At 35.8% G+C, this 25,273-nt stretch carries 22 protein-coding genes; 16 read left to right on the plus strand and 6 right to left on the minus strand.

Going from position 1 to position 25,273, the window contains the following annotated elements:
* Nucleotides 1–98 precede the first annotated feature (98 nt).
* The 4 genes from ACWNMZ_RS24365 (at nucleotide 99) to ACWNMZ_RS24380 (ending at nucleotide 3,524) form a co-directional block, all read left to right on the plus strand.
* Nucleotides 99–791, plus strand: coding sequence for a C39 family peptidase (locus ACWNMZ_RS24365; RefSeq protein ID WP_449598941.1), 693 nt, complete (start codon nucleotides 99–101; stop codon nucleotides 789–791).
* Between the two features lie 173 nt (nucleotides 792–964).
* Entirely contained in the window at nucleotides 965–1,555 is a 591-nt protein-coding gene (locus tag ACWNMZ_RS24370) for a cell wall hydrolase (RefSeq protein WP_235251501.1), read from the plus strand.
* A 294-nt stretch (nucleotides 1,556–1,849) separates the two neighbouring features.
* Nucleotides 1,850–2,320, plus strand: a complete 471-nt coding sequence (locus tag ACWNMZ_RS24375; protein WP_235251500.1) for a CBO0543 family protein — start codon at nucleotides 1,850–1,852, stop codon at nucleotides 2,318–2,320.
* A gap of 220 nt (nucleotides 2,321–2,540) precedes the next feature.
* Nucleotides 2,541–3,524: a ring-cleaving dioxygenase gene (locus ACWNMZ_RS24380; protein WP_031537468.1), complete on the plus strand. Its 984-nt coding sequence runs from the start codon at nucleotides 2,541–2,543 to the stop codon at nucleotides 3,522–3,524.
* Nucleotides 3,525–3,582: 58 nt separating this feature from the next.
* Here the strand turns inward: ACWNMZ_RS24380 and ACWNMZ_RS24385 are convergent, their stop codons facing one another.
* Nucleotides 3,583–3,975, minus strand: coding sequence for a nuclear transport factor 2 family protein (locus ACWNMZ_RS24385; RefSeq protein WP_031537470.1), 393 nt, complete (start codon nucleotides 3,973–3,975; stop codon nucleotides 3,583–3,585).
* 72 nt (nucleotides 3,976–4,047) lie between these two features.
* Nucleotides 4,048–4,926: a VanW family protein gene (locus ACWNMZ_RS24390; RefSeq protein ID WP_031537471.1), complete on the minus strand. Its 879-nt coding sequence runs from the start codon at nucleotides 4,924–4,926 to the stop codon at nucleotides 4,048–4,050.
* 216 nt (nucleotides 4,927–5,142) lie between these two features.
* Between ACWNMZ_RS24390 and ACWNMZ_RS24395 the strand changes: the two genes are divergently transcribed.
* Nucleotides 5,143–5,538, plus strand: coding sequence for a VOC family protein (locus tag ACWNMZ_RS24395; RefSeq protein ID WP_235251499.1), 396 nt, complete (start codon nucleotides 5,143–5,145; stop codon nucleotides 5,536–5,538).
* A gap of 61 nt (nucleotides 5,539–5,599) precedes the next feature.
* Here ACWNMZ_RS24395 and ACWNMZ_RS24400 read toward each other — a convergent pair whose 3' ends face one another.
* Both ACWNMZ_RS24400 and ACWNMZ_RS24405 read right to left on the minus strand, forming a co-directional pair.
* A complete protein-coding gene (locus ACWNMZ_RS24400) occupies nucleotides 5,600–6,571 on the minus strand; it encodes a permease prefix domain 1-containing protein (protein WP_235251498.1) in 972 nt (323 codons plus the stop codon).
* Nucleotides 6,564–6,899: a PadR family transcriptional regulator gene (locus ACWNMZ_RS24405; RefSeq protein ID WP_235251497.1), complete on the minus strand. Its 336-nt coding sequence runs from the start codon at nucleotides 6,897–6,899 to the stop codon at nucleotides 6,564–6,566. The genes ACWNMZ_RS24400 and ACWNMZ_RS24405 overlap by 8 nt, the downstream gene beginning before the upstream one ends.
* A gap of 245 nt (nucleotides 6,900–7,144) precedes the next feature.
* Between ACWNMZ_RS24405 and ACWNMZ_RS24410 the strand changes: the two genes are divergently transcribed.
* The 3 genes from ACWNMZ_RS24410 to ACWNMZ_RS24420 all read left to right on the plus strand — a co-directional run bounded on the left by ACWNMZ_RS24410 (nucleotide 7,145) and on the right by ACWNMZ_RS24420 (nucleotide 14,893).
* Nucleotides 7,145–13,144, plus strand: coding sequence for a lamin tail domain-containing protein (locus ACWNMZ_RS24410; RefSeq protein ID WP_235251496.1), 6,000 nt, complete (start codon nucleotides 7,145–7,147; stop codon nucleotides 13,142–13,144).
* A 270-nt stretch (nucleotides 13,145–13,414) separates the two neighbouring features.
* Nucleotides 13,415–13,633 (plus strand): hypothetical protein, encoded by a 219-nt coding sequence (locus ACWNMZ_RS24415; RefSeq protein ID WP_152910848.1) that lies wholly within the window; start codon nucleotides 13,415–13,417, stop codon nucleotides 13,631–13,633.
* A gap of 168 nt (nucleotides 13,634–13,801) precedes the next feature.
* Nucleotides 13,802–14,893, plus strand: a complete 1,092-nt coding sequence (locus ACWNMZ_RS24420; protein WP_031537481.1) for an ABC transporter ATP-binding protein — start codon at nucleotides 13,802–13,804, stop codon at nucleotides 14,891–14,893.
* A gap of 109 nt (nucleotides 14,894–15,002) precedes the next feature.
* Here the strand turns inward: ACWNMZ_RS24420 and ACWNMZ_RS24425 are convergent, their stop codons facing one another.
* Nucleotides 15,003–15,911, minus strand: a complete 909-nt coding sequence (locus ACWNMZ_RS24425; protein WP_031537482.1) for a Gfo/Idh/MocA family protein — start codon at nucleotides 15,909–15,911, stop codon at nucleotides 15,003–15,005.
* Nucleotides 15,912–16,353: 442 nt separating this feature from the next.
* Between ACWNMZ_RS24425 and ACWNMZ_RS24430 the strand changes: the two genes are divergently transcribed.
* The 6 genes from ACWNMZ_RS24430 (at nucleotide 16,354) to ACWNMZ_RS24455 (ending at nucleotide 22,316) form a co-directional block, all read left to right on the plus strand.
* Nucleotides 16,354–16,548 (plus strand): hypothetical protein, encoded by a 195-nt coding sequence (locus tag ACWNMZ_RS24430; protein ID WP_449598942.1) that lies wholly within the window; start codon nucleotides 16,354–16,356, stop codon nucleotides 16,546–16,548.
* A 240-nt stretch (nucleotides 16,549–16,788) separates the two neighbouring features.
* Nucleotides 16,789–17,709 (plus strand): site-2 protease family protein, encoded by a 921-nt coding sequence (locus ACWNMZ_RS24435; protein WP_449598943.1) that lies wholly within the window; start codon nucleotides 16,789–16,791, stop codon nucleotides 17,707–17,709.
* Nucleotides 17,710–17,808: 99 nt separating this feature from the next.
* Nucleotides 17,809–18,348 (plus strand): class I SAM-dependent methyltransferase, encoded by a 540-nt coding sequence (locus ACWNMZ_RS24440; RefSeq protein ID WP_349205144.1) that lies wholly within the window; start codon nucleotides 17,809–17,811, stop codon nucleotides 18,346–18,348.
* A 164-nt stretch (nucleotides 18,349–18,512) separates the two neighbouring features.
* The gene (locus ACWNMZ_RS24445; protein ID WP_051640951.1) at nucleotides 18,513–19,220 is read left to right on the plus strand and encodes a FadR/GntR family transcriptional regulator; all 708 of its coding nucleotides are present in this window, start codon (nucleotides 18,513–18,515) and stop codon (nucleotides 19,218–19,220) included.
* Nucleotides 19,221–19,390: 170 nt separating this feature from the next.
* Complete coding sequence (locus ACWNMZ_RS24450) at nucleotides 19,391–20,692, plus strand: aminotransferase class III-fold pyridoxal phosphate-dependent enzyme (protein WP_349205143.1); 1,302 nt, start codon at nucleotides 19,391–19,393, stop codon at nucleotides 20,690–20,692.
* Nucleotides 20,693–20,705: 13 nt separating this feature from the next.
* Nucleotides 20,706–22,316 carry an amidohydrolase gene (locus ACWNMZ_RS24455; protein ID WP_349205142.1) on the plus strand — a complete coding sequence of 537 codons (1,611 nt, stop codon included), beginning with the start codon at nucleotides 20,706–20,708 and terminating at the stop codon, nucleotides 22,314–22,316.
* 54 nt (nucleotides 22,317–22,370) lie between these two features.
* Here ACWNMZ_RS24455 and ACWNMZ_RS24460 read toward each other — a convergent pair whose 3' ends face one another.
* The gene (locus ACWNMZ_RS24460) at nucleotides 22,371–23,387 is read right to left on the minus strand and encodes a Gfo/Idh/MocA family oxidoreductase (protein WP_349205141.1); all 1,017 of its coding nucleotides are present in this window, start codon (nucleotides 23,385–23,387) and stop codon (nucleotides 22,371–22,373) included.
* A 291-nt stretch (nucleotides 23,388–23,678) separates the two neighbouring features.
* On the opposite strand from ACWNMZ_RS24460, the gene ACWNMZ_RS24465 reads away from it, so the two are divergent.
* Nucleotides 23,679–24,752 carry a glycosyltransferase gene (locus ACWNMZ_RS24465; RefSeq protein ID WP_349205140.1) on the plus strand — a complete coding sequence of 358 codons (1,074 nt, stop codon included), beginning with the start codon at nucleotides 23,679–23,681 and terminating at the stop codon, nucleotides 24,750–24,752.
* Between the two features lie 18 nt (nucleotides 24,753–24,770).
* The gene (locus tag ACWNMZ_RS24470; RefSeq protein WP_031537500.1) at nucleotides 24,771–25,232 is read left to right on the plus strand and encodes a GNAT family N-acetyltransferase; all 462 of its coding nucleotides are present in this window, start codon (nucleotides 24,771–24,773) and stop codon (nucleotides 25,230–25,232) included.
* Nucleotides 25,233–25,273: the final 41 nt, after the last annotated feature.

Consider the following 25,273-nt stretch of genomic DNA (forward strand, 5'->3'; position numbering starts at 1 on the left):
TAATTATACTATTTTCTTTATTTAGTATTGATAATGGCAAACTAAAGAGGATATTACGTAAAGAAGTAATTGTAGATATACCACTACCGGAATTTATGATGAAAAAGGGAGAAGAAGAGCCTAAAGAAGTTGAGGACATCATTAAGGAAGTAAATCAACCATCTAAAAAAGTTGATACAATTAAGAAGGAAATTTTACTAGATGCACCTATAATAAAACAGTTTCCTGAGTTACCTAGGGGCTGTGAAGTGACTAGTTTAGCAATGTTCTTACAATATTATCAAGTTAAAACGGATAAAATGGAACTCGCTAAAAAAATAGAAAGAGATAAGACCCCATTATCAACTAAAAATGGAAAGATACATTGGGGAGATCCCAATGATGGATATATTGGAGATATGTATTCTTATAGTAAACCAGGCTATGGAGTTTATCACAGGCCTATAATAGAGTTGGCGGAAGAGTATTTACCAAACAAAATAGATAATCTAACAGGAAAACAGTTTGAGGAACTAAAATTATATCTTTCAAAGGACAGGCCGGTTTGGATAATAACGAATACAACCTATCAAAAATTACCTAACTCCTCCTTTGAAGAATGGGAGACACCAAATGGAAAAGTTAAAATAACGTATAAAGAACATTCGGTGTTAATTACAGGATATGATGAATCTTTTGTATATTTTAATGATCCCATTAGTGGTGAAAAAAACAAAAAAGAACCATTAGGTCCTTTTATAGATGCGTGGAAACAAATGGGGAGTCAAGCTCTTTCCTTAAAGTATGATTAAGAATAATAGATTCTTGATTTATTAATAGTGTAAAAGTTCAAGTGGAAACATGTGCCACATTTAAGAAATCTTAATAATATCGTCTTAAAGTGAATGGGAAAATATTGGAGGTAGTAAATAGATAGTTTCGTTGATAATATGATTCCTGTGGACATTAATACTAGGAGGTTTATATGAAATCGAATAAATTTTTATATTCTGTGTTTCTAGTAATATTATTGTCATCCTTTTTTGGAGTAAATACAGAAGCATCGTCTCTTTATACAGTAAAATCTGGAGACACTCTATGGAAAATAAGTCAGCAAAGTGGAGTTCCTATAGGTTCTATACAAATAGCAAATAATTTAAAAGATAATAAATTAAATGTAGGGCAACGATTAAGTTTACCAGAACCAATTACCGCAAGTGAAAGAACTTTATTAGCTCAATTGATTTTTGCCGAAGCACAAGGAGAACCTTATGCTGGAAAAGTTGCAGTAGCGACTGTAGTTTTAAATCGTGTAGATAGTGACCTTTTCCCAAAAACAATAAGAGAAGTAATTTATGAACGTTCAAATGGCTATTATGCTTTTTCTCCAGTTCAAAATGGAAAAATAAATAATAATCCAACCACTATAGATTATAGAGCAGTAGATGAGGCAGTAGCATATAGAGGAAAAGGGAGTGGATCCCTGTATTTTTACAATCCCCAAACAGCAAAAAGTGAGTGGATTCTAACAAAAGAAGTTACCGTAAGAATTGGTAATCACACGTTTGCAAAGTAATTAAAAATAAGTGTGCTTGAAACACAAAGGGAAACCCTTTAAATGCACATAAAATTCACAAATGCTTAGTAGATTGTCTTTTAAGTGGTGATATTGAAAGGATTTTTTAAGCATTAAATAACAGGAGCTTTTTAGATGTGATTTTATTTGAAAGAGAACTAAGATGATTTTAATGATTCTTAAATGGAAAAGAAAGGTATGCATAATTTAGGAGAATGTTATTTTAACCGAATATTTTATGACTAAATGGGGAGATTAAGATAAAATCTTAATCTTGAAAGCAGGGGATTATCCATGGAGAAAATATTATTGCGCGTGTTGACAGCTGGTTGTGTGGCAACTGTTCCATTTTTGTTTAGAGGCAAAAGAAGAGAAAATTTCTTAATATTTTTCGCTAAAGGTGTTCTTGCAACATTAGTAGATGCTTATGTTGTGGGCACAAAAAAAATCTCCTATCCAGTTCGTCCTTTTCCGAAGATCTTTAAAACAAATATCATTTATGATGTGTTATTTTTTCCTTTATTAAGTGTGCTTTGGGTAAAAATGACGGAACGAGATCACTTAGGAAAGAAATTATTAAAAAGTCTTGTATTTAGTGTCCCAATGAGCTTTGGCCAATGGTACTTTGAGAAAAACAGTAAATTATTCAAATGGAAGAAATGGTCACCACTACATACTTTTGCAAGCGTAAATTTCACTTTATTTACAGTTAGAGGATTCTTTGGGTTAATTAAATATTTAGATAAAAAAGATCTGTGGAGATAGAAGGAGAGAAGAGTGTAATATAGGGAGAGTAAGGTTGGCAATTAGATTGTTAGAAGGAAAATAGAAAAATAGCAGGGTATTTATAATGGCCTGTTTTCTTTCCTATTGACGAAAAATATATAAGATGATAAAATTATTTCGAATTAAAGATATATTAATTAAGAATATTTTTTTATATAAATATCTCAATTTCGAGATAATTGCAAGGAGGAAAAAGTAAATGAATGAACTAAAAGGACTTCATCATATTACAGCAATCACAAGTAGTGCAGAAAAAATCTATGAATTTTTCACATACGTTTTAGGACTTCGATTAGTAAAGAAAACGGTCAATCAAGATGATATTCAAACCTATCACTTATACTTTACAGATGATGTGGGAAGCCCTGGTACAGATATGACATTTTTTGATTTTCCTGGGATACCAAAAGGGGTGCATGGTACAAATGAAATCTCGAAAACATCATTCCGCGTGCCAACTGATGCTGCTCTTGAATATTGGGTCAAACGCTTTGATAAGTATGAAGTGAAGCATAAAGGAATTCAAGAACAGTTTGGCAAAAAGACATTGTCTTTCGTAGATTTTGATGATCAGCAATATCAACTGATTTCCGATGAACAGAATGAAGGGGTTACAGCAGGTACGCCGTGGCAAAATGGGCCAGTTCCATTGGAATTTGCAATCACTGGGCTAGGACCAATATTTGTACGAACTGCTTATCTTGACTATGTAAAGGAAGTATTAGAAAAGGTATTCTTGATGAATGAGGTTGCACAAGAAGGGGACTTCCATCTATTTGAAATGGGAGAAGGGGGAAATGGTGCACAAGTCATTGTGGAATTCAATACGATTCTTCCACAGGCACGACAAGGATTTGGAACAGTTCACCATGCGGCTTTCCGCGTGGAAGATCGTGCAGAATTAGATCAATGGCAAGAGCGTTTGAGCAGTTTTAAATTACCGAATTCTGGATTTGTAGAACGTTATTATTTCGGTTCTCTATACTCTAATGTGGCACCGCAAATCCTATTTGAATTAGCAACAGATGGCCCTGGCTTCATGGGGGATGAGCCTTACGAAACGCTTGGCGAAAAATTATCCTTACCACCATTCTTTGAATCCAATAGAGAAAAGATTGAACAGCTCGTTCGACCTATTGATACGGTTCGAAGTAACGTAGAAATAAAAAAAGAATACTTGTAAGAGGGATAAGGGGATGATTCTTGTGTTGTTTGTACACACGAGAATCGTCCCTCTTTTTTTAGAACATTCCATTCTTATTCGGTGAATCCTTTGGGATAGGCTGGCCAATATCCCACAATTCAACAATCTGGTTGTTTTGGAAGCGAAAGATATGCACCACTGCTCCTCCTAAATCCTCTGGATGTTGCTTTATATGGGAATACACCACTACTTTATCATCCTCTTCGATAACTAGCTTGCTCTCTACCTTCTTATTAGGACTTTGCTTGGCATTTTCTTCCATGGCGATCATTAATGAATCTGCATCGCCATTAAAGAAGGGATTATGATGGCGAAAGTCAGGACCTATGTAGCTATGAAACGCTTCGCGAACTTTTCCTGTTGCTACAAGCATTAAAAAGGAAACGGCTTTATCCTTTTGAGATGGAGTCGATGTTTGCTGCTTGTTCATCCAATAACATCCTTTCCTTAAGAATGCTTAGAAGTTTAAGGCATGTATATGGTTATGTCAATTAAGTAAATTTTAAAGGTATGGAACATTTCTAGGCTGATAGGAAATCGTTTCAGCCGAAAATAGTTCAATAAGTAAATGATTACCTAGCATTTTAGCGCGGATGAGTATGGGTCTTTCATAGTTATTTTCAAAAACAAAATCTGGTCCATCCCAACTAACCGTTGCATCTCGTTTAGGAGGGACATATGGAATACTTCTACTGTGTGAATAGCGTTGAATAATCTTTAATCCAGCATTGTCAACCGCATTAAATAGAGTAGAGGATACTTGGCAAATTCCACCACCAATATCTTCCGAAAACTTTCCATTTATGATGACAGGAGCTTGTAAATATCCCTTTTCTACCGTTCTTTTTCCAACAATCTGATTAAAAGAAAATTTTTCGTTTGGAAAAATAACGCTATTATTAATTGCCTCTGTAGCTAGCGAAATATTCATACTTCGTTCTTTGTTATTACTGTTAAAGGAAGTTATATATCTGCCGATTTTTTTTCTTCGAATACTATCTAGAAGCTCGCTATCTACTTTAGGATAAATTACTTGAAGGGGAAGTTCTTGTTTACTGGAAGTATCATTAAAATAATGCGCATACATTTGTCTGATAAATTTCTCCCGATGCAAGCGATAGCCAACTTGCTCAGGAACGATACTCCCATACTGATTAACGATGGCATCCTTTGGCGCAATGTAAACCTGGTTATCTAATTCATCCATAACTTTAGTGAATTCTTCTGTGTCGATCACAGGTAAACTAGGAGATTTCCACAAAAAATCTTGTTCCTTAACTTGTTGCTGGGAAGGGTGACTATTGATTATACTAAAATAATTACTAGGTATAAGCACGGCATGAAAGAATAGAATGAGTCCAAGTAATAGATGGGAATTCATAGATGACAAACCTCCGTTATAATCTTTGTTATTCTTAATATGTGTTCGTTCCTCCATTTAATGTATTTATTTGTAAAATCATTAGAAGAAATTAGGGAAGTACCATTTCCTGCGTCTCATGTATAAATAAATAGAATATTTACAATAATGGGGAAGGAGTTCTCGGCTTTTAATAGAAATAAATCAGAAGATTCATTAAAATAGGAGGTCCGAATAATGGGAAGACCAATTCATTTCGAAATTCACGTAGATAACATGGAACGCGCAAAAAAGTTTTATGGAGAAGTTTTTGATTGGAAATTTGAAGATTGGAGTGATTATGCTGGTATGCCTTATTTTGGGGCAGTAACCGGCGATGAAAGCGAGATGGGAATTAATGGTGCTTTAATAAAACGCTCCGTTCCTCTCACAGATAAAAATCAAGCTGTAAATGGGTATGCTTGTACAATGGGGGTGGAAGACTATGATTCCACAGAAACAAAAATTCTTGAAAATGGAGGAACCATCGCACTTCCTAAGCACGCACTTCCTGGTATGGCATGGCAAGGCTACTATACAGATACGGAAGGAAATCTATTTGGGATTCATCAACCAGATGAAAATGCCAAATAATTGACCAATAGGGACGGTACTTGGAGGACAAGCCACTTCCAGCACCGTCCCTATGTTTTCTTTAATTTTCTTTTTTCATAATGGAATAGGCTCCACCAAACATGGCCATTAATAGACCTGCTATCGGAAATATAATCCAATTTATATGCCAATTTTCGTATACAAATCCAGTGAATAAGAAAATGGCGGTGGCAAGTGGCCAAATAATTGCTGCGAAGGCACCGATTACTTTATCTTCCTGCTTCTTTTCAATGGAATACGATTCGTCCCTTAATAGTTTTGCGTAGGCGTCCATTTTGGCGCCACTTACAATAAAGAGGTAAGTAGCTATTGCGATAAGAAGTAGTAGAACACAAACACCATATGTTGTTGCTGATTCATTTATGGCAATCGTCACTAATAAAACGACGGGTGATAAAATACAAAGGGAAACACCAATGATTATCGAACGAAAAAAGATTGGTTGATAGGCTTCTTTTTGCATCTCAATTTTTTTAACCAAATGAAGAGGAAGGGAGAAGGTTCCCTTTTTTTCGATGAATTTGAACTTCTCTAATAGTTGACCACTATAAATGAATAAACTCACGGCAATTGCAACAAATAGAAGTAATTGAGCTACACCGATTAATGCTGCTGTATTTTCTGTAACACCATTTAGAAAACCATCGTCATATAACTCTGTAAAGAGAACTAGTAGGGCAGAACCAAGTATGCAAAGGAACACACCAATCCCAATCAAGTTCATCGCTTTTGCTGTTTGCTGAAAAAAATGATTCACTTCGTCTTCTGAGAGTTGTCGTTCTTGTGATTTTGCTTCGTTTAATGGAATATCCAACTCACTTAAAAGTTCATCAATATTACCAAATTCTGATATCACAATCCCAATTGCTTCATTTTCTGATTTACCTGCTTCTTTTAATTCATAATATTTATCCTCCATGTTTGAAAGCATTTCTAGTTTCAGCTTTTCCATTTCGGATGTTTTCGGCAAGTTAGCAAAGACATTGTCTAAATAATTAATGATGCTATTCATTATATCCCTCCTTAATAAATAGGTTAATTACTTCCTGTGTAACGGCCCATTCTTGGCATTTTTCCTGATAATACTTTCTTCCTTCTGCAGTAATGGTGTAGTAAGTCCTTCTTTTTCCATATTCGCCTTCTTTGTAATAGGAGTTAATATAGTTATTCTTAATCAATCTGCTAAAGGCTGAGTATAGAGTTGTTTCTTTAATAATGTATTTTTCATTTGTTCGTGTTCTTATTTCTTTGGAGATCTCATAACCATAAGAATCCTTTTCCAATAGGAAAAAAAGAATAATGGTGTCATTATATCCTCGTATGACATCACTGCTTATCACAAAATCCCTCCTTTCTAATACTTCACTTATCGTACTATGTCTGTCGTAGTAATTATACTTTACCATATATACTACGACAGGTGAAGTAAAATGTTAAAAAATTTTAGAACCGTCCCCCTTTTTCCCTCCCTTTACACATATTTAACAAAACTTCATGTTTATTAATAGTGGCTTAAATATTCCTTAAAAGAAGAAATCTATGATTCTAGTGTGTACGTAAATCAGCTTTAGGGAGGAATGGTCTTGTGTCTTTAAAAAAGAAGATAACAAGGAGGGCATTTGTCATCTTTGTTATGGGGGTATTTTTCTTTTCTACTTATTTTCCAGTATTACCAGGTTTAACGACTTATGCGGCAGAACCAACAAAGTCAACTGGAGAAAAGCCAGTGGAGAAAACACAAACGGAAGAGGATAGCAGTCAAGAAGTATCTGATACTACAGTCGAACCAGAGAAGGAAGAAGGAAATACTAGTATAGAAGAACAATCGTCTTCTTCTGAACAAGAAGAAGTGCCTACCGTTTCTAAACAAAAAGAAGCAGCAGTAACAAAAGAAGAAACAGTATCAAATGAGGAAAATCAACCTCAAGAAAATGAAAAAAAAGATGAAAAATCAGAACCAACTCAAGAAACACCAAACGAAAACGAACAACAGCAAGTGGAAGATCAACAAGAAGCCGTGGATTATACAAAGCTACCACCCCTACTTATTACAGAGTTAGCCCCTGATTCAAAAGGAACGGATAACTTTGAATTTATCGAACTCTATAACAATACCAATCAACCGATGGACTTAAATAGCTATTATTTTTATTACCATTATATTGGTGGTAGTACAGCTGACAAAATAATGTCTATTCCAGCAGCAACGATTGCACCTCAAGAATCGATTATCCTTTGGTTTAATACAAAAGATCTTTTACTAGAGGATTTCAACAATCATTTCAGCACGTCTTTAACAGAACAACAAGTTATTTCTTTTAAGGGTGATTTTCCTGGATTTGCAAATGGCGGAAATCGTGGAATTATCGTCAAAAATATCGAAGGTCAAGAAGTAGTATCTGCGGCATATTTACCAAGTGAAACAGATAATACAGGCTTAGATGTGCAGTTTGCTTTCCCGACGGAAGGAACCGAAATGGAGAAGCAGCAGGTTAAAGCATCCCCAACACCAGGTGTGTTAGGAGAGGGACAAGTGCCAGCAGAGCCGCTGCAGGTAAGTCCGATAACAGAAGATACAGAAGCACCTATTATCACGCATGAAACAATAACAACAACAAAAGCGGGAGAGGCTATTGCGATTGAAGCAACAATAGCAGATAATCAGAAAAATCCAACCGCTACAATCTATTATCAAGTAGAATCAGACACAGCATTTAAAGCAATAGAGATGAAACAAGATTCAGCAAATCCTCAAAAATTTACAGCAAGCATACCAAAGGAAGAAGTACAAGGTACGATTGAGTACTATTTAGAAGCAACTGATGGTAATCTTCTAGCAAAAACAGCAATATATACGATTGAACTAGAAAAAGAAGAAGGGGCAGAACCAGAACAGGATACATATAGCGATCGACCACTCTTCATTACGGAGCTTTCTCCTAATTCGATTGGTGGAGGAACGGATTATTACGAATACTTTGAGCTATATAATAATTCGAATCAAGCGTTAAATCTAGCGACTTATTCCTTTTACTATGTATATACAGATAATTCAAGAGAGCCAATTTTATTCCAATTACCAGCTAAAGAGATTCAATCAAAAGAAAAGCTAGTGTTTTGGTTTAATAATGGGAATAAAACAGTAGAAGATTTTAATAAAGAATATGGGACAAGCCTTACAAGCAACGAATTAGTAATGTTTACAGACACGGCATTCCCAGGCTTCGCTAATGGCGGAAACCGTGCCCTTGAAATAAAGGATGCCCAAGGAAATGTTGTGATTTCCGCTAGTTATTTAGGTTCCGAAAATGACAATGATGGCAAAGTTATTCATTATCAATTTCCACAAGAAGGCATGGAAATGGAGAAGTACAAGGTGTTAGCTGATCCTACTCCTGGAAGCGTGGAAGTAGATCAGGTTCCAACAAATGTAGTGGAATTGCCTGAGGCGCCAAAGGATACGGAGCCACCGGTTATTTCCCATGATCCAATTAAAACAGCAAAAGCCTTTACAGCAGTTCCAATTGAAGCAAGTGTGACAGATAACGAGGTAGCAAATCCAATTGTCACTGTATTTTATAAAAACTCGGCAGACGAGAGCTTTAAATCATTAGCGTTGAATAAGGATGCAAATGGGAAATATTCGACAACCATTCCAGCTGCCGATATAGATGGAGAAATCACTTATTATCTTGTAGCTAGTGACGGAATCAACGAAAGTCAAACAGAAGCATTCAGCCTTTCTGTGGAAAAATCGGATATTGATTTTACTAAGGTTCCTAAATTACTCGTTACAGAGGTAGTTCCTGATAGTGCAAATGTTGGAACGGCCGATGGATATGAGTATATTGAAATCTACAATAATACCGATCAGGCGATAAACTTTAAGGATTATAAAATTCAATATCGTTATAATGCCGATCCCACAACGGATGTTGTTTGGCCATCAATTCCAGATGATGTGGTAATCGAACCGCAAGAGACACTGGTATTCTGGATTATTAATGGTCAAAATGGTGAAAAAACGGTTGCTGATTTTAATGCCAATTACGGAACAAATCTCGTTGAAGATAAAGAGATTGTGCGGATTAAGAGTGATGGAATGGCAAATGGCAGTATGCGTGGCTTAGTGATTGCTACGAATACGAAGGAAGAGATAAATGTTGCCTATTATAATGACGAGGCCACTCAATTAGACACGGCAATGAATATGGGGATTCTTTATAAATTCCCAGAGGATGGTTCGACACAGTCCGTAAAAATTAGTACAAAGACAAAGCCAGGAACACCAGGAATGGTAGAAGCTAACCAAGTTCCAACTCAGCCTGTTCATGTAGAAGAGGATCTTGTTGCCCCAATCTTAACAAATGCTACGAATGTGGAAGAAATCCATCAAATGGATGACTTAACAATTCGTGCAAAAGCAACGGATGATAAGGGCATTAAATCTGTTGTTCTTTATTATCGTACAAATGATCAAACTGATTATGAAAAGGTATTATTAACGGTTGATCCTAGTGATATCGAATACTATACAGCCGTTTTATATGCAGCGAACTTTATTGCAAAAGAAAGCATCGAATATTATTTTGTCGCAACAGATGGTCAAAATGAAGTGACTTCAGAAAAATATGTCATCACCATTAAAAATGATGTCAACAATGAACCAATCCATTTAAATGTTCAGGATCACGATATTTTATCTGGAAGTGTTATTTTAAAAGCAGTATCGAAGGAAGCAGCTGCTGACGATGTAGAGCTTTCTATTGATGGGAAAAAAGTAACAGAAGAAACATATAGCTCTTTAGAATCACAAGCTTATCTTGCTGTGGATATTAGTGGATTAAATATGTATTTCAAAAATGCAATCACAATGGGAGATGAAATTATTCATCTATTGGATAAGGATAATAATTCAGATTGGAAAACCTTTACGATTCCAATTGATCCAAATAAATTATCCATTGGGGAAAATGTTATTACCGTTCGTTCAGGAAATAAGGCATCTCCGTTCCAATTAGAAGAAAGTGAAGAAAATAGAGATGACTATAATATAAGAAATGTTCGTCTTATTTTAGCGGATGGCACGGTAATTAGAGATCCGCAAAAAGCGAATACATCTCAAGTATTTGATATGGGAGATGATGGTACCTATCGTCCGTTCGAAGACTTTACTTTTACATTAACAGAAGACCAAATGAAAGCAAAAACGTATGTCTGGGATACAACAACTGTTTCAGATGGAGCGTACAGTATTACAGCAACAGATAAAGAAGAGGAAGTAACTGCTGCAATTCAAGTAGATAATACAGCGCCAGTCATAAAGACAAATATGGAATCAGAAAAAGAATATAAGGGAGCCTTTACGATTGAAGCAAGTGCAGAAGATGCAATAGCAGCTGTCGAGTCAATAGATGTAACGTTAGATAATGAAAATATAAGTGTTCCATTTGATACTGCTTCTTCTAAGCTTATCCCAGGTGTCCATGAGTTAAAGGTAGTTGCGGTAGATAAGGCTGGTAATAAAGCGGAGTCTGTTATTGGATTCAGTGTGACGAATGAAAATCCAAATAAGCCAGAATTAATCTCGCCAGCTAATAATACAGCTACTCCAGTAGACGGGGATCCAGCGTTAAAGGTAAGAGTAACTGATCCAACAGAGGATTCGATGGATGTTCATTATTATAAAGGCTATAAATATGAGGCAACAGATAGTAATGTTCAATCATTTGAAAATGCGAGTGATACAGAACCGCCAGTTGAGCTTGTGCCCGCTGGAGAAAAAGCATTAACAGCTGAGGATGCTTCAGCGATTTCTACCTTAGATGGAAAGTACTTAACAACTGATTCTAGCACTCAATTCCCATACCATCGCTTTGAAGTGGAACTAGACCCTACTATTGGTAAAGAGGACCGAGTCGAGTTAGTGTGGAATGGGAAATCATTAGAAGGAAGAAAGGTTTCCATGTATGCATGGAGTATGAATGAGAATAAATGGAAACTGCTAACGTATAAAATTGCGGGTGCAGAAGATTTTGCCTTAAAGGCAGATGTACAGGTAAACGAGTATGCTGATAAGGCTAATAAAATCAATGTGTTAATTCAAGATGAAATTCCAAGCTCACCAGATGATTATGATTTTACATTTGTGTGGATGTCGGATACCCAATACTATGCAGAAAGCTATCCATATATTTATAAACGACAAACAGAATGGATTGCGGAAAAACAAGAAGAGCTGAAAATCAAATATGTCTTGCATACAGGTGATGTGGTAGATGAATTTGATGATGAACAGCAATGGATTTATGCGGATGAATATATGCGCACATTAGAAGACTACAAAATTCCGTATGGAGTACTGGCAGGAAATCATGATGTAGACCAATTATCCAATGATTACTCCGAGTTTTCGAAATGGTTTGGAGAGAATCGTTATAAAGACCAACCACATTATGGAGAATCGTATAAAGATAATCGTGGTCATTATGACTTGATTTCAGCTGGGGGAAATGATTTTATCATGATATACATGGGCTGGGGCGTAAATGATGAGGATATGGAATGGATTAACAGTGTGTTAAAACAATATCCTGATCGAAAAGCCATTCTGAATTTCCATGAATATCTATTAGTTTCAGGTAATCGTAGCCCAATTGGGGAAGAAATTTTTCAAAAGGTAGTAGAGAAAAATAAAAATGTATTCCTTGTATTATGTGGACACTATCATGATTCAGAGACGCTAATTAGCGAGATTGATGATGATCAAGATGGCATAGCAGATCGAAAAGTCTATCAAATGCTTGGAGATTACCAAGGTGGGCCAGAGGGTGGTCAAGGCTATATGAAGCTGCTTCACTTTGATCAAACCAATAATCGAATCCTTGTTAATACGTACTCACCGTATTTAGATGATTATAATTTCTATGATCCAGAAGAATATCCATTGAAGGATGAATTAGTGATTGATTTAGATTTATCCGTTCAAGAGAAACAAGTTGCAACTGATTACTTTGCGGTCAATATTTATACGAAGGAAGAAATCGGTAACCAAGAAAACGTAGCAAGCGGTGATATTGCAGAAGTCACTTGGAAGAATCTTGAAGAAGGGCAAGTATATGATTGGTATGTAGTCGCGTCTGACGAGTATACAGGAAAATCTATTTCAGATATTTGGTCTTTCACAAAAGGACAGTCTGCATCAGAAGAGCCTGCAAATCCAGGTGATGAAGGTGGAGATGGTGAAGGAAGTGAAGAAGCAGAACCACCAACTCCATCGAATCCAGATGGTAATAATGGAAATAGTGGGGAAGGGGAAGAACCGTCAGCACCGGTACCTGACGACAATACCGGGAATGATGGAGGAAATGAAGAACCACCAATACCAACTCCTGATGACAATAATGGAAATAATGATGGGGAAAATTCAACAAATCCATCCACATCAGAACCAAACAAAGACTATCAACCGATTCAACTACCAAATACAGCCACAGCAAATTATACAATGATGTTGGTAGGAATTCTATTATTAATAGGAGGAATAGTGATTTTTTACTTGAGAAGGCGAAGAAGAGAGGCATAGGAACAGGTTCTACTAATTTGCATCCCTGGAATGGATACCAAGGGGAATTCCATTGAACGGACAAGAAAGAGCGAAAAGCCTATTTATCTTTAGGTTTATAGCTCTTTCTTTTTTTGAGTACTATTTTTTATAGCCAGATAATATATTTGTTATTACCAACTACTTCTCCACAAATATTTACGATAAAACCCCAAAAGTAGAGTTCTTAGGTTATAGGGTAATAGGTAGATGCATAAGTCTTGTAAGATAGTCTGATGCAATCGGTAATTTATGCAGTTCCTTTATTCAACAATTACCTATCGACCAACGTTAAATTATTATGAGGCACAGGATCAAGCTTTTATCAAAGCAATCACTTATAATCAGCCTGAGTTAATCCTTTCATCCTATGAAAATGGTATTCAAACACTGGCTACTACGCTCGCGGCAAATAAATCGCAGGACACTGGGTTACCGATAGATTTAAGGGAATATTATGCTTCCATGTAATCATTATTTGATTCATAGAATATAAATGTTGTATTACTTGCAAAAAAGAGCAGATACTGATGCTATACCTCTGCTTAAAAAACATCTAGATTAGCGGTGATTGCAAGGAAGCGAACTCTTAGAAGTAAAGAAAAAATCCCGTTTTAGGATGTTATTAGGAGGAATAGTATGGCTGAATTAAACTTAAAGCATATTTACAAAATATACGATAAAGATTTGGCAGCAGTGAAAGATTTTAATTTACATATTAAAGATAAAGAATTTATCGTATTTGTAGGACCTTCTGGATGTGGTAAATCGACGACATTGAGAATGGTGGCAGGGCTAGAGGAAATCTCGAAGGGTGAATTTTATATTGATGATGAATTAGTAAATGATATTGCCCCTAAAGATCGAGATATCGCCATGGTTTTCCAAAATTATGCCTTATATCCTCATATGAATGTCTTTGATAATATGGCATTTGGACTGAAGCTTCGCAAATTTCCTAAAGAGGAGATAAAGCGACGCGTGGAGGAAGCCGCTAAGATGCTTGGATTAGAACCATATTTAAAAAGAAAGCCAAAAGCTCTCTCTGGAGGGCAGCGGCAGCGTGTTGCTTTAGGGCGGGCGATTGTCAGAGATGCCAAGGTATTTTTAATGGATGAACCACTTTCCAATCTAGACGCAAAACTCCGTGTGCAAATGCGTGCAGAAATATCAAAGCTCCATCAAAGACTGCAGACGACAACGATTTATGTAACACATGACCAAACAGAAGCGATGACGATGGCGACTCGATTAGTTGTAATGAAAGATGGCGTGATTCAACAAGTAGGGACACCAAAAGAGGTTTATGATGATCCAGTTAATGTTTTTGTTGCAGGATTTATTGGATCACCTGCAATGAATTTCTTTACAGGTAGAATCGAAGGAAATTCCTTTCTCACAGAGGGAGAGATCATTCATTTGCCAGAGGAAAAGGTAGAAAAATTAAAGGGAATAAATAAATCTGGACAGGATATTATTCTTGGTATCAGACCAGAGAATATTTATGTAAAACAAAATGATCATCAATCCTATGCACAAGTAAATGCAAAGGTTGATGTGGTGGAACTAATGGGAGCAGAAACCCTCCTTTATTCTTCCATCGGCAAAGACAATTCCTATGTAGCAAAAGTAGACGGCAGTACCAACGTAAAACCAGGAGAAACCATTCCATTTTACTTGGACATGGATAAATGCCATTTTTTCCATAAAGAAACAGAAGAAAAAATATAGGGATTCGTGAGAAGGGCATTGTTTTCTTGCTTCCCTGGAATATTTGCAATAAGAAGGCATCTATACCATTAAAGGGATAGATGCCTTTATGAAGTAGGGAGGTTAGAAGTTAGAACCGTTCCTCTGCTTCCCTAACTATCATTTCGCAAATCTCATGTGTTTTTAATGAGTCGTCCATTGATGGTTCTGGGACTTTATTGTTTTGAATGCAATCAATAAAATGGTCAATGATCTGATAGAATCCGCGTTTATATAGTGTTGGTTCCCAGTCTCCAAATTTAGAAATGTGGATTTCTTTGTTATGGAAGTGGGTTGTTTCCACAAGGCTGTTTACGACATACTTATCTTTGCCTGTGGAATATTCAATGATTTCTTCGGTTACGCCACCATTTCGGTTCATTATTCCAATTGCAATACAGCCCTCCCCAATCATTTGGATAACTAAGCTATTAAGTGTTTTGCCTTCTTTCAGGCATTCAACCTTTACATCTTTTACTTCCGTATTCATTAAAAATCTAAGCGTATCTACTACATGAATAAAATCTTCGACAACAAATCTTCTTATATAGTCTGGCATAGCGTAGCGATTCTTTTGCATAAGAATGAGATTTGCCTTCCCATTTTCTTTTAATTCCTTCACTTTGGGGATAAATCTTCTGTTGAATCCAACCATCGCTATTTTGCCCGTTTGTTTTGCTAGATTGACAATTTTTTCTGTTTCCTCATAATCCATTGAAATGGGTTTATCAATATATACATGGATACCATGCGCCAATAATTCTTTCGCTATCTCAAAATGTGCTTCAGTAGCGGTGCTAACAAAAGCCGCTTCAATATTTTTGCTAATGAGTTGCTCTACTGTTTGAACCTTTTCTTCTATTCTATATTTCTTTGATAGCTTGTTTAGTGTCTCCTCATTTCTTGTACAAAGAACGAGCTCTATCCCTACTTTTTCAGATAGCACAGGTAAATACGCTTTCTTCGCAATATTTCCTAATCCAATAAGACCGATCTTCAATGTATTCACCTCTTTCATTATGTATGTAACTTATTTATTAGTATAGTATAAAGAATGTTTTGCAACCAAGGATAGGAAAGCAGAGATATTTGATGCATACTCTTTTTCGGAGGTAGTTAATGATGTTAATAAAGTAAGTAAAATCCCCGAAAATTCCAGTAAATAGTAAAAATAATCAAAAAGACTTATTTTTTTTTACTAAAAAAGGGTTATAATAATATGAATATTTATAACATTTAAAAATAAGTTAGACGAATGGAAGACGCATTTTCAGATATAATTATATTATTCATGAACCTATCATTTTTATTATCTGAAAATTGGAAAGTGAGCAGAAGAAATGGAATTCTTTTTGGATTTATTCGTGATATTGCTTATTGCTATACCAATTTACCTTTTAATAAGGATTATGTTTATTTCCTTGTATAAAAAACTTTCATGGATGGAAAAATTACATGGGAAAATAAATGATTCAGGGAAGGAAAAAGCAATATTTTCTATTGTTTTCTTCTTATGTGGAATAATAAGCTTTTTATTATCTGAAATTTACACTTTCAGTAATTTACAATTGGGAGTTGTTCTAGGGTTATTTCTTGGATTATCAAATCTTTTTGATTCTAAAATGTTAAAGGGGTAAGCCAGTAAATGATAAAGAGACATACTTATGAGGAAACTATATATTTTTAAAATTCATATATGAAAGAAGTATGACATATTTAAAAGGATGATGAGTGGAAAGCTTTTATATTCACACAGACACGATAAAGGAGATGGGTAACTCATAGATAAATGTGAAAACATGTCGAGTTCTGCTGACTATGTGTGGGATAAAACAGTTGAATATTCTTCAAGGTGGAATATCCTAATTGTTATTTTGATGATGACAATGATTATCATTGGATCGATAGGCTACTTTTTAATGCTCCAATCTGTTTTTGGAAAGGTGGATTTTTCCATTTTTACTTTTCTTGGCAAGTGTTTGATTATTTATATCTTTTCTGTTTTACTTCATGAAATGGGACATCTTTTAATGGCACGTCAATTGGAATATCCATTTAGAATTTTTAAAGCAGGTTGTATGGAAGCTTATAATAATACTTTTCGAAATTTTAGATTGCGACCATTTCAACTGCTTTCCGGCGGATTTGTTATGCTGAACTTTAATGAAGTAATCACTTCTAGAGAAAAGCTTAACCGCTTCTTCGAAAAAGATTTTTTCTATATATCATTCGGTGGAATATTTGCTAATTTATTTTCTGTTTTAATAGGAATATTATTATTGTTTCACCCTATTACAGTTGAAATTGGCTATCTTTTCTTTTTCTATAACTTCCTGATTCTTTTAGCACAATTTATCCATCCTAGTGATTTTACGAAATTTCGGTTTATCCAAAAGAATCCAATGCAAGCAGCAGGCGTATTTTCAGAGGAGTTGGTTGTTAATAAGAGAGTAAATTCATTTCTGGAAAATCTTTTTCATTCCTATATAGGAGATACTTTATCGAATAAAGCAATTGATCCGCATACGCTCGCAATTATTCAAAGAGTAATAGAATATAATGGGAAAAATAAACAAGTGAATTCAAAGGAAATCCAACAATTTATCCCTTGGTATATTGCGAATTTTGATTCTATCAGTACCATGCAACTACGTAATAGAATTCCTGCTGAGCGCTTATTATATACAATATTAGAGTGCAATTTAGTAAAACATACAGAATTAAAAAACTACAAAATATCCAGATATGCGAATAAACATCCACTTCATTCTTATTACTTGAAATTAAAGGAATATTGAACACAGAGGGACGGTTCTAATGAGTACTATTACATAAGAACCGTCCCTCTGTGTGTTTTCCTTTTAAGGTATAATAAAGGTAACGAAGGAGGCAGTAGCATGGGGAATTTGTTTCCATATGTATATGATTTTGGAATGAAGCCGTTAGAAAAGGGAAGATTTTACACAATAAGAAAAGAACTGCTCAGCAAAGTAAAGGGAAGAGTGTTGGAAATCGGCTCTGGTTCGGGGATAAATTTCTCGTTCTATCGAGATGTGGAGCGAGTAGATGCGATTGAACCGAATCCTTCTATGATAAAGAAATCAAAAAAACAATTAGAGAAGGCATCTGTGCCAATTTTTTGTCATGAGCAAAAGGCAGAACAGCTTCTTTTTCCTAATCAAACGTTTGATTATGTCATTTCTACTCTTGTTTTTTGTACGATTCCTAACCCTGAAGCGGCATTGAAAGAAATGATTCGCGTAAGTAAACCAAATGCAACCTTTTACTTCTTTGAGCATGTGAAAATGGAGAATGCTGTACTGGCAAAGACGCAAGATCTTTTAACACCACTATGGAAAAAAATTTGTGATGGCTGCCATTTAAATAGAAATACGGTAGAAAAATCAAAAACGCTGGATTACAGATTAAAGAAATAAAGTATTATTATAAAGGACTATTTATCGTAGTAGAGTGCGTTCATTTAACGTAAACCAAAGTGATTGCTAGGCAGATGCGGGAAAAAATGTTAAAGTAATAATATTCAGAATAAACTGGTATTACCGGTAGGATGAAAATGTTCTCGTAAAAGGTGGTAAACAGCATGAACGAGGCTCTTTATAATGATATTGTAAAAACAATTGAGAATAGTATTTTAAATGGGGAATTAAAAGTTGGTTCAAAACTAATGTCCGAAAGGGAACTAGCGACTTATTACCAAGTAAGTAGAAATGTTGTAAGAGAGGCAATAAAAATATTAAAGGAAAAAGGTTACGTACAAGTACATGTTGGCAAGGGAGCCTATGTAAAGAAACCAGAAACTTCTGTTGTAGCAGATACCTTAAGTCGATTTGTCGATAAGTCTTTATCTGGTATTCGCCATATACTAGAGGTTCGTGAAGTACTAGAAATTTCTATTATTCAAAGGGCATCGATCTATGCTACACAGGAAAATATAGATAGATTGAAATCTGTTTATGAAGAAATGGAGCAAAATCGTTTTTTCGTGGATCAATATGTTCAATTAGATGCAAAATTTCATATGGAGCTAGCAAAATCGGTACCCAATGAATTATTTTATATATTAACCAAATCCTTTTCCGACTTATCTGATCAAGTTGTTTATTTGACAAAGATTAATCCGGCAAGTATTGAATTGGCGCAAAAGCAGCATTTAGAAATGATTGAAGCAATACAAACAAGGGATGAAAAGAGAGCAGTAATAGTAATGAAGCAGCATCTAAATACAGTCAAGGAAGATATTCATCTGTTAGAAAACGCAGGAAAGCAAGTGAATAGTACTTTGGAATAAACCAGTGGAACGCTATTGGTTTATTTTTTTATTGGTAAAAAATCAGAAAATTATAAAAAAGTGTGTCAGATTATATTACCGATTGATTGCAGAGGGATAAGTAGTGCTTTATATTAAGGTTATCCAACCGGTAGTACCAGTTAAAAATTGAGTTAAGGGAGTTTTGCCTAATGGAATCAAGGTCTTTATATGAAAGAGCACTATCTGTCATTCCACCAGTAGGGAAAAGAATTACTGAATTAGGGATTGTGAAGGCAGAAGGTATGCATTTATATGATGAAAACGGGAAGAAGTATTTAGACTTTGGTAGTGGCATTGGTGTCACGAATGTCGGTCATAATCATCCTTATGTAAATGATATGGCAAAAAAACAAATTGATTCTTTAGTACATGGCTGCCATAACATTGTCTACTATCCCTCTTATGTGGAATTAGCGGAAAAATTAGTGGCATTAATGGGAGGAGATTATAAAGTTTATTTTTCCAATAGTGGAGCAGAGGCAGTTGAAGGTGTGATAAAACTAGCGAAACGGGTCACAAAGCGACCAGGGATTATTTCCTTTAAACGAAGCTTTCACGGAAGAACAATGGGTGCAACTAGTATAACAGCCTCTAGTTCTCATTACCGAAAAAACTATGAAGGCTTATTGCCAAGTGTCTATTATGCGGAATACCCTTATGCGTTACGTTCCGGTTTATCAGAAGCGGATGAAGTAAAACGTTGTTTGAAGAGCTTGGAGGATATCTTTGCCTATTTAATTGCTCCAGATCAAGTTGCCGCGATCATATTAGAGCCTATCCAAGGGGAAGGGGGCTATATTGTTCCGCCGGTGGAATTTATCGAAGAAATTCGCGCAATTTGTGACAAACATGGAATTATGCTTATTTTTGATGAAGTGCAAACAGGATTTGGGCGGACTGGAAAGATGTTTGCATGGGAGCATTACGGCATAAAGCCTGACATTATGGCAGCTGCAAAAGGTATCGCTAATGGATTTCCACTAAGTGCAATGATTGCGAAAAAAGAAATAATGGATCAATGGGAAGAAGGGTCTCATGGTGGGACTTACGGAGGGAATCCTGTATCCTGTGCAGCCGCTTTAGCAGTAATTGACCTGCTAGAAGGAGGATTAATCGGAAATGCTGCTCTAATGGGAGATTACTTTATGGGAAAATTAGATGCACTGCGCACAGAATTTACAAGAATAGTAGATATCCGCGGAAAAGGGTTAATGATTGGCATGGAGTTTTTTGATGAAAAGGGAGAGCCTGATAAAAAAATAGCTGGTATCCTTCAAGAAAAGGCATTAGATAAAGGGTTATTGCTGTTAGTCTGTGGGGTGGATAAGAATGTCATTCGCTTTATTCCTCCAACTATCGTGAAAAAATCGGAAATAGATGAAGCAATCTCGATTATTCGTACATCGTTAGAGGAAGCTTATTCTGCTATTCTTCCTAAGATTAGTGGGTAAAGGAGGAGGAAATATGAAAGCTTCTTTAGTATATACAAATGGTGAAATTATTACGGTGGATGATGTGTTTTCTGTTCATGAAGCGGTGGCAGTTGTGGACAATAAAATTGTTGCTGTTGGGTCTAATGAAGAAATAAATACTTGGATTGGAGCAGAAACAAATGTCATTGATCTTGGCGGAAATTCATTATTGCCTGGATTTATTGATGCCCACCTGCACCTTCTTAATTTTGGACTGACAAAGGTGTCAACAAATCTAAAACCATGTAAGTCGATTGATGAGGTGTTGGAATTACTTAAGGCTAAGGCAGTGCAAACACCTGAGGGAGGCTGGGTAAGAGGCTGGGCGTATAACGATAATAATGTAGCAGAAAATCGTATGCCTAATCGAAAAGAGTTGGATTCTGTCTCCACTGTTCATCCTATCTATATTCAACGGTCATGTGGGCATGTAATTGCTGCGAATAGTAAGGCATTGGACCTTGGTGGAATCACTGCCGAAACGCCTAATCCAGAAGGCGGTGAAATCGAAAGCGTAGATGGAGCAGTAACAGGCGTTTTAAAGGAAGCAGCCCGTATGTTGGTTATCGATCATGATGTTTATACTGACCACGAAGTATTTTCTGGCTTACATTTGGCAGCGAAAGACTATATGAAATCAGGTATTACAAGTGTTCACGATATGGGAGGAAAAGGAAGCGACCATCTCCTTTATTTGCAAAAAGTAGCGAAAGACCCAGATTTTAAATTACGAATATATGCATCCGTTGTATCCTTTGATAACTCTTCAAATGCTATTGATAAGACATTAGATGCAAGCATTTTAACAGGTTTAGGCAATGAAAGGTTTAAAATTGGTCCTAGTAAATTGTTTTTAGATGGAAGTATTACAGGACAAACTGCAGCTATGAGTGAGGGATATGTAACCGATCCAGCTAATAAAGGGATTTTGTATAAAAGCCAAGAAGATGTCAATGCCATAATGGAACGCCCCCACAATGCTGGCTGTCAGATTACTGCCCATGCGATTGGCGATGGAGCAGTAGAAATGATGGTAAGCTGCATCGAGCATGTGGTAAACAAATTCCCTCGAGAAAATCATCGTCATCGTATTGAACATGCCTCTGTCTGTAATCCAGAATTAGTGGAACGAATAAAGAAACTGAATGCCGTCATTGTCATAAATCCAGCTTTCTTTTATGATTTTGGGGATGAATATGTAAAGTATATTGGTTCAAAGGCAGAGTGGATGTTTCCATCACAATCCTACCTAGAACATGGAGTAAAGGTGGCAGCTGGATCTGATAGCCCCATTACAGACTTCGAACCACTATTAGGGATACAAGAAATCGTTACTCGTAAAACAAAAAATGGAACGGTTATAGGAGAAAAAGAGTGTAGCTCTCTAGAAGATGCCATTCGAATTTTTACTATAAACGGAGCCTATGCATCCTTTGAAGAAGAGATTAAAGGAAGCATCGAGCCAGGAAAACTAGCAGACTTTGTCATCCTAGAGGGATCCATTCTAAATGCAATCCCAGACCACATCAAAGACATCCCCATCAAACAAACCGTAATCAATGGAGAAATAGTATATGAAAATCCAGTCGCTGTGATGAAATAAGGGAAAACGGAGTGACGGTTCTCGTGCTTAACATATGAGGAACCGTCACTCTGCTTACTTACATTCTTTCATTCCTTCTTCAAGAATGTGCATTTGGAGTAATGTTTCTTCATCTTTTACTTGTTTGTCTGCCCCATTTATTATTACTTCATATAATTGATCATACACTCTGCCATAGTCGCCTCGCTCGGAAACTACTTTTTCTTCACGGTATTGCCCGTTTTCATCTAAATACGTTAATGTTCCATAATGTTCAGGAAGGTCAATGCCGAAATTAGGTTGATCAGGCATATAAAAAAGCTTTAAATGTTCTTCTTGTCGGTCTTTTGAATGTTTGACAAAAACACCCTTTTTTCCATAAGCAACGAAGCTAGGACGTTCTTTTAATCGGAAATAGCTCGATTTAATAGAGACTTTTAACGTATCGTAATATAAATCTAAATCAAAATAATCATTCATTCTGCCGCTGCCAAGAAGCTGCCTCACATCATAATGAATTTTTTTCGGTTTGCCAAAGTAAGAGATTGCTTGGTCAATAGTATGGCAGCCATGTCCATATAAAAAGCTATTATAGAATTGAAAATCATGGCTAGATTCTGGTATTTCAGGTCGGAAATAATCATAATGCATTTCTACTTCCAAAAGCTCGCCTAGTTTTCCACTTTCGATAACCTTTTGTGTTGTTAAGAAATCAGAATCAAAGCGACGATTTTGGTAGCATTGTACAATTAACCCTTTTTCTTTAGCTAAAGCGTATATTTCTTCTGCTTCCTCTGCTGTCATCATAAATGGTTTTTCTACTAAAACATGCTTGTTGTACTCAAGTGCCATTTTGGTATATTCATAATGAGAGGAATGAGTAGTACAAACGACAATCAATTGTATTTCGGGATCAGTCAGTAATTCATTTAAATTGGAAGAATAATAGATTTGATCCTGTTTCTTCCAAGTGTCATGAGAAGGATTTCTTCTGTAAATGGTTTTAACCTTTATATTTTCCCGCTGCAAAACAAAGGGCAAATGATAGCGATTGGTGCTTTTTCCATTACCGATGTAACCAATTGTCAACAAGATTATCACTCCAATTTTCTCTGTAATACTTTCATTATAGGATGGTTATATTTAGAAATCTATTGGGAAGGTAGGAAAGATTGAATCATGTTAGTTTCTTTTTCTCTTAAATTCTCTTATTTTAAGGAGAAAAAGGTAAAAATAATAATAGCAATCATTTTCTTGAGGTACTGTCTGAATAGTGAATAGATAAATATAACGATAAAACCTTATTTGCAACTAGAGAAAAGTTTAAAATAAAAGATAAATAAATTGGGTAGCAAAAGAATTAAGCTTAAAGGAGTACCTACAATGAAAACAATCGCATACTATATTTCTGACTATGGATTTGGTCATGCTGCCCGTTCTATTGCCATTATTCGTGAACTTTTAGAGCGAGAACCTTCTTATCGCATCATTATATGTCATGCTTTTGCGATGGAGTTTTTGCAGAACTCACTTCCATATAATCAAGTTACCTTTCGAAAGATTGCTACAGATGTTGGCTATTTTTTAAAAGAAGGAAGCCTAGAGCCAGATAAGAAGATGCTAGCGAAAGAATTTGATCGGTATGTGGAGAATTGGGAAAACAAGATTCAATTAGAGGTTCAATTTTTCCAACAAATGAAAATAGATTTGGTAGTCTCTGATATTTCTCCACTGCCTTTTGAAGCTGCTGATAAAGTAGGAATTCGGTCGATAGGTATATCTAACTTTACTTGGTATACAGCATATGAAAGCTTATTAGACCAAAAAAGATTAGAGATTTGGAAAAGTTCCTATTCGAAAATGACCTGTTTTTTTCTACTAGCTGGAAATCAGGAAAGTGATTGGCCTTGTGAAAAGAGATTGTTTCCCTTTTGTGCTCGAAAAGTACGAGCGGAAAAGATGGAGCATATTCTTGATTGGGTTAATCCGACTAGGAAGAGGACCGTTATCTTTTTTGGGCTGGGGATGAAGATAGATGGAATAGAAGTTGAAACCCTTCCTTTATGGGAAAGTGATAACTGTGTATTTATTGTTTCTTCCAATGTAAAGGTAGATAGGGATAATGTGTTCTCCATTCCAAAAGAGGAAACGGAATCTCAAGCATATATCGCGGCGAGTGATTTAGTCATCTCAAAAGCAGGATGGGGTACGGTAAGCGAGGCAGTTGTCTATAATGTGCCGCTACTGATTTTGAATAGAGAAGGAATGAAGGAAGACCAAAATACGATTAACTATATTCGTAAGCATGGACTAGGCAAAACAATAGATTGGGAAGAAATGCTAAAATATCAGTATCATGGAGAGAAGCAAGAAAAAAAGGAGAATGGATTTAGAAATGACGCCGAGGCGATAGTGGAGGAGTTACGGAAACAGTGCCGTTTCTCTACAGACAACTAATATGGAGAGGTGAAAAAAATGAAATGGCATGTAAAGAATTTTAATGAGTTAACGAACATGGAATTATATACGCTTTTGAAAGAAAGAACGGCTGTTTTTGTGGTAGAACAAAATTGTCCATATTTAGAGGTGGATGGGAAGGATACTGAATCGTATCATTTATTTGCTGAAAAAGAGGGAGAGGTTGTTGCTTATTTGAGAATTTTACCTCCAGGGGTTTCTTATCCAGAGGCTTCGCTAGGAAGAATTTTAGTGAAGAAAGAATGGAGAGGTCAAGGCTTGGCGGAAGAGCTTGTGAGTCGCGGGATTGATTACCTTAAAAAGGAATTAAATGAAGAGGTAATAAAAATACAGGCTCAGAACTATTTGCGAACGTTTTACCAGTCCTTTGGTTTTCAATCGATCTCAAAAGTATATTTAGAAGACAATATTCCCCATATTGATATGCTGTTAAAGGGAGATAGGTTGGAAACGAAATAATACATAAGGTGTTTTCCTAATTGCATAGATTGGATAATCTC

Source organism: Niallia sp. Marseille-Q9988, from assembly GCF_976954375.1.

Bases quoted from the DNA above. Each gene is read 5' to 3' on its own strand.
- ACWNMZ_RS24365 (WP_449598941.1), top strand. From the start codon at position 99: ATGAAAAAGGGAGAAGAAGAGCCTAAAGAAGTTGAGGACATCATTAAG.
- ACWNMZ_RS24370 (WP_235251501.1), top strand. From the start codon at position 965: ATGAAATCGAATAAATTTTTATATTCTGTGTTTCTAGTAATATTATTG.
- ACWNMZ_RS24375 (WP_235251500.1), top strand. From the start codon at position 1,850: ATGGAGAAAATATTATTGCGCGTGTTGACAGCTGGTTGTGTGGCAACT.
- ACWNMZ_RS24380 (WP_031537468.1), top strand. From the start codon at position 2,541: ATGAATGAACTAAAAGGACTTCATCATATTACAGCAATCACAAGTAGT.
- ACWNMZ_RS24385 (WP_031537470.1), bottom strand. From the start codon at position 3,975: ATGAACAAGCAGCAAACATCGACTCCATCTCAAAAGGATAAAGCCGTT.
- ACWNMZ_RS24390 (WP_031537471.1), bottom strand. From the start codon at position 4,926: ATGAATTCCCATCTATTACTTGGACTCATTCTATTCTTTCATGCCGTG.
- ACWNMZ_RS24395 (WP_235251499.1), top strand. From the start codon at position 5,143: ATGGGAAGACCAATTCATTTCGAAATTCACGTAGATAACATGGAACGC.
- ACWNMZ_RS24400 (WP_235251498.1), bottom strand. From the start codon at position 6,571: ATGAATAGCATCATTAATTATTTAGACAATGTCTTTGCTAACTTGCCG.
- ACWNMZ_RS24415 (WP_152910848.1), top strand. From the start codon at position 13,415: ATGCAGTTCCTTTATTCAACAATTACCTATCGACCAACGTTAAATTAT.
- ACWNMZ_RS24420 (WP_031537481.1), top strand. From the start codon at position 13,802: ATGGCTGAATTAAACTTAAAGCATATTTACAAAATATACGATAAAGAT.
- ACWNMZ_RS24430 (WP_449598942.1), top strand. From the start codon at position 16,354: ATGGAAAAATTACATGGGAAAATAAATGATTCAGGGAAGGAAAAAGCA.
- ACWNMZ_RS24435 (WP_449598943.1), top strand. From the start codon at position 16,789: ATGATGACAATGATTATCATTGGATCGATAGGCTACTTTTTAATGCTC.
- ACWNMZ_RS24440 (WP_349205144.1), top strand. From the start codon at position 17,809: ATGGGGAATTTGTTTCCATATGTATATGATTTTGGAATGAAGCCGTTA.
- ACWNMZ_RS24445 (WP_051640951.1), top strand. From the start codon at position 18,513: ATGAACGAGGCTCTTTATAATGATATTGTAAAAACAATTGAGAATAGT.
- ACWNMZ_RS24450 (WP_349205143.1), top strand. From the start codon at position 19,391: ATGGAATCAAGGTCTTTATATGAAAGAGCACTATCTGTCATTCCACCA.
- ACWNMZ_RS24455 (WP_349205142.1), top strand. From the start codon at position 20,706: ATGAAAGCTTCTTTAGTATATACAAATGGTGAAATTATTACGGTGGAT.
- ACWNMZ_RS24465 (WP_349205140.1), top strand. From the start codon at position 23,679: ATGAAAACAATCGCATACTATATTTCTGACTATGGATTTGGTCATGCT.
- ACWNMZ_RS24470 (WP_031537500.1), top strand. From the start codon at position 24,771: ATGAAATGGCATGTAAAGAATTTTAATGAGTTAACGAACATGGAATTA.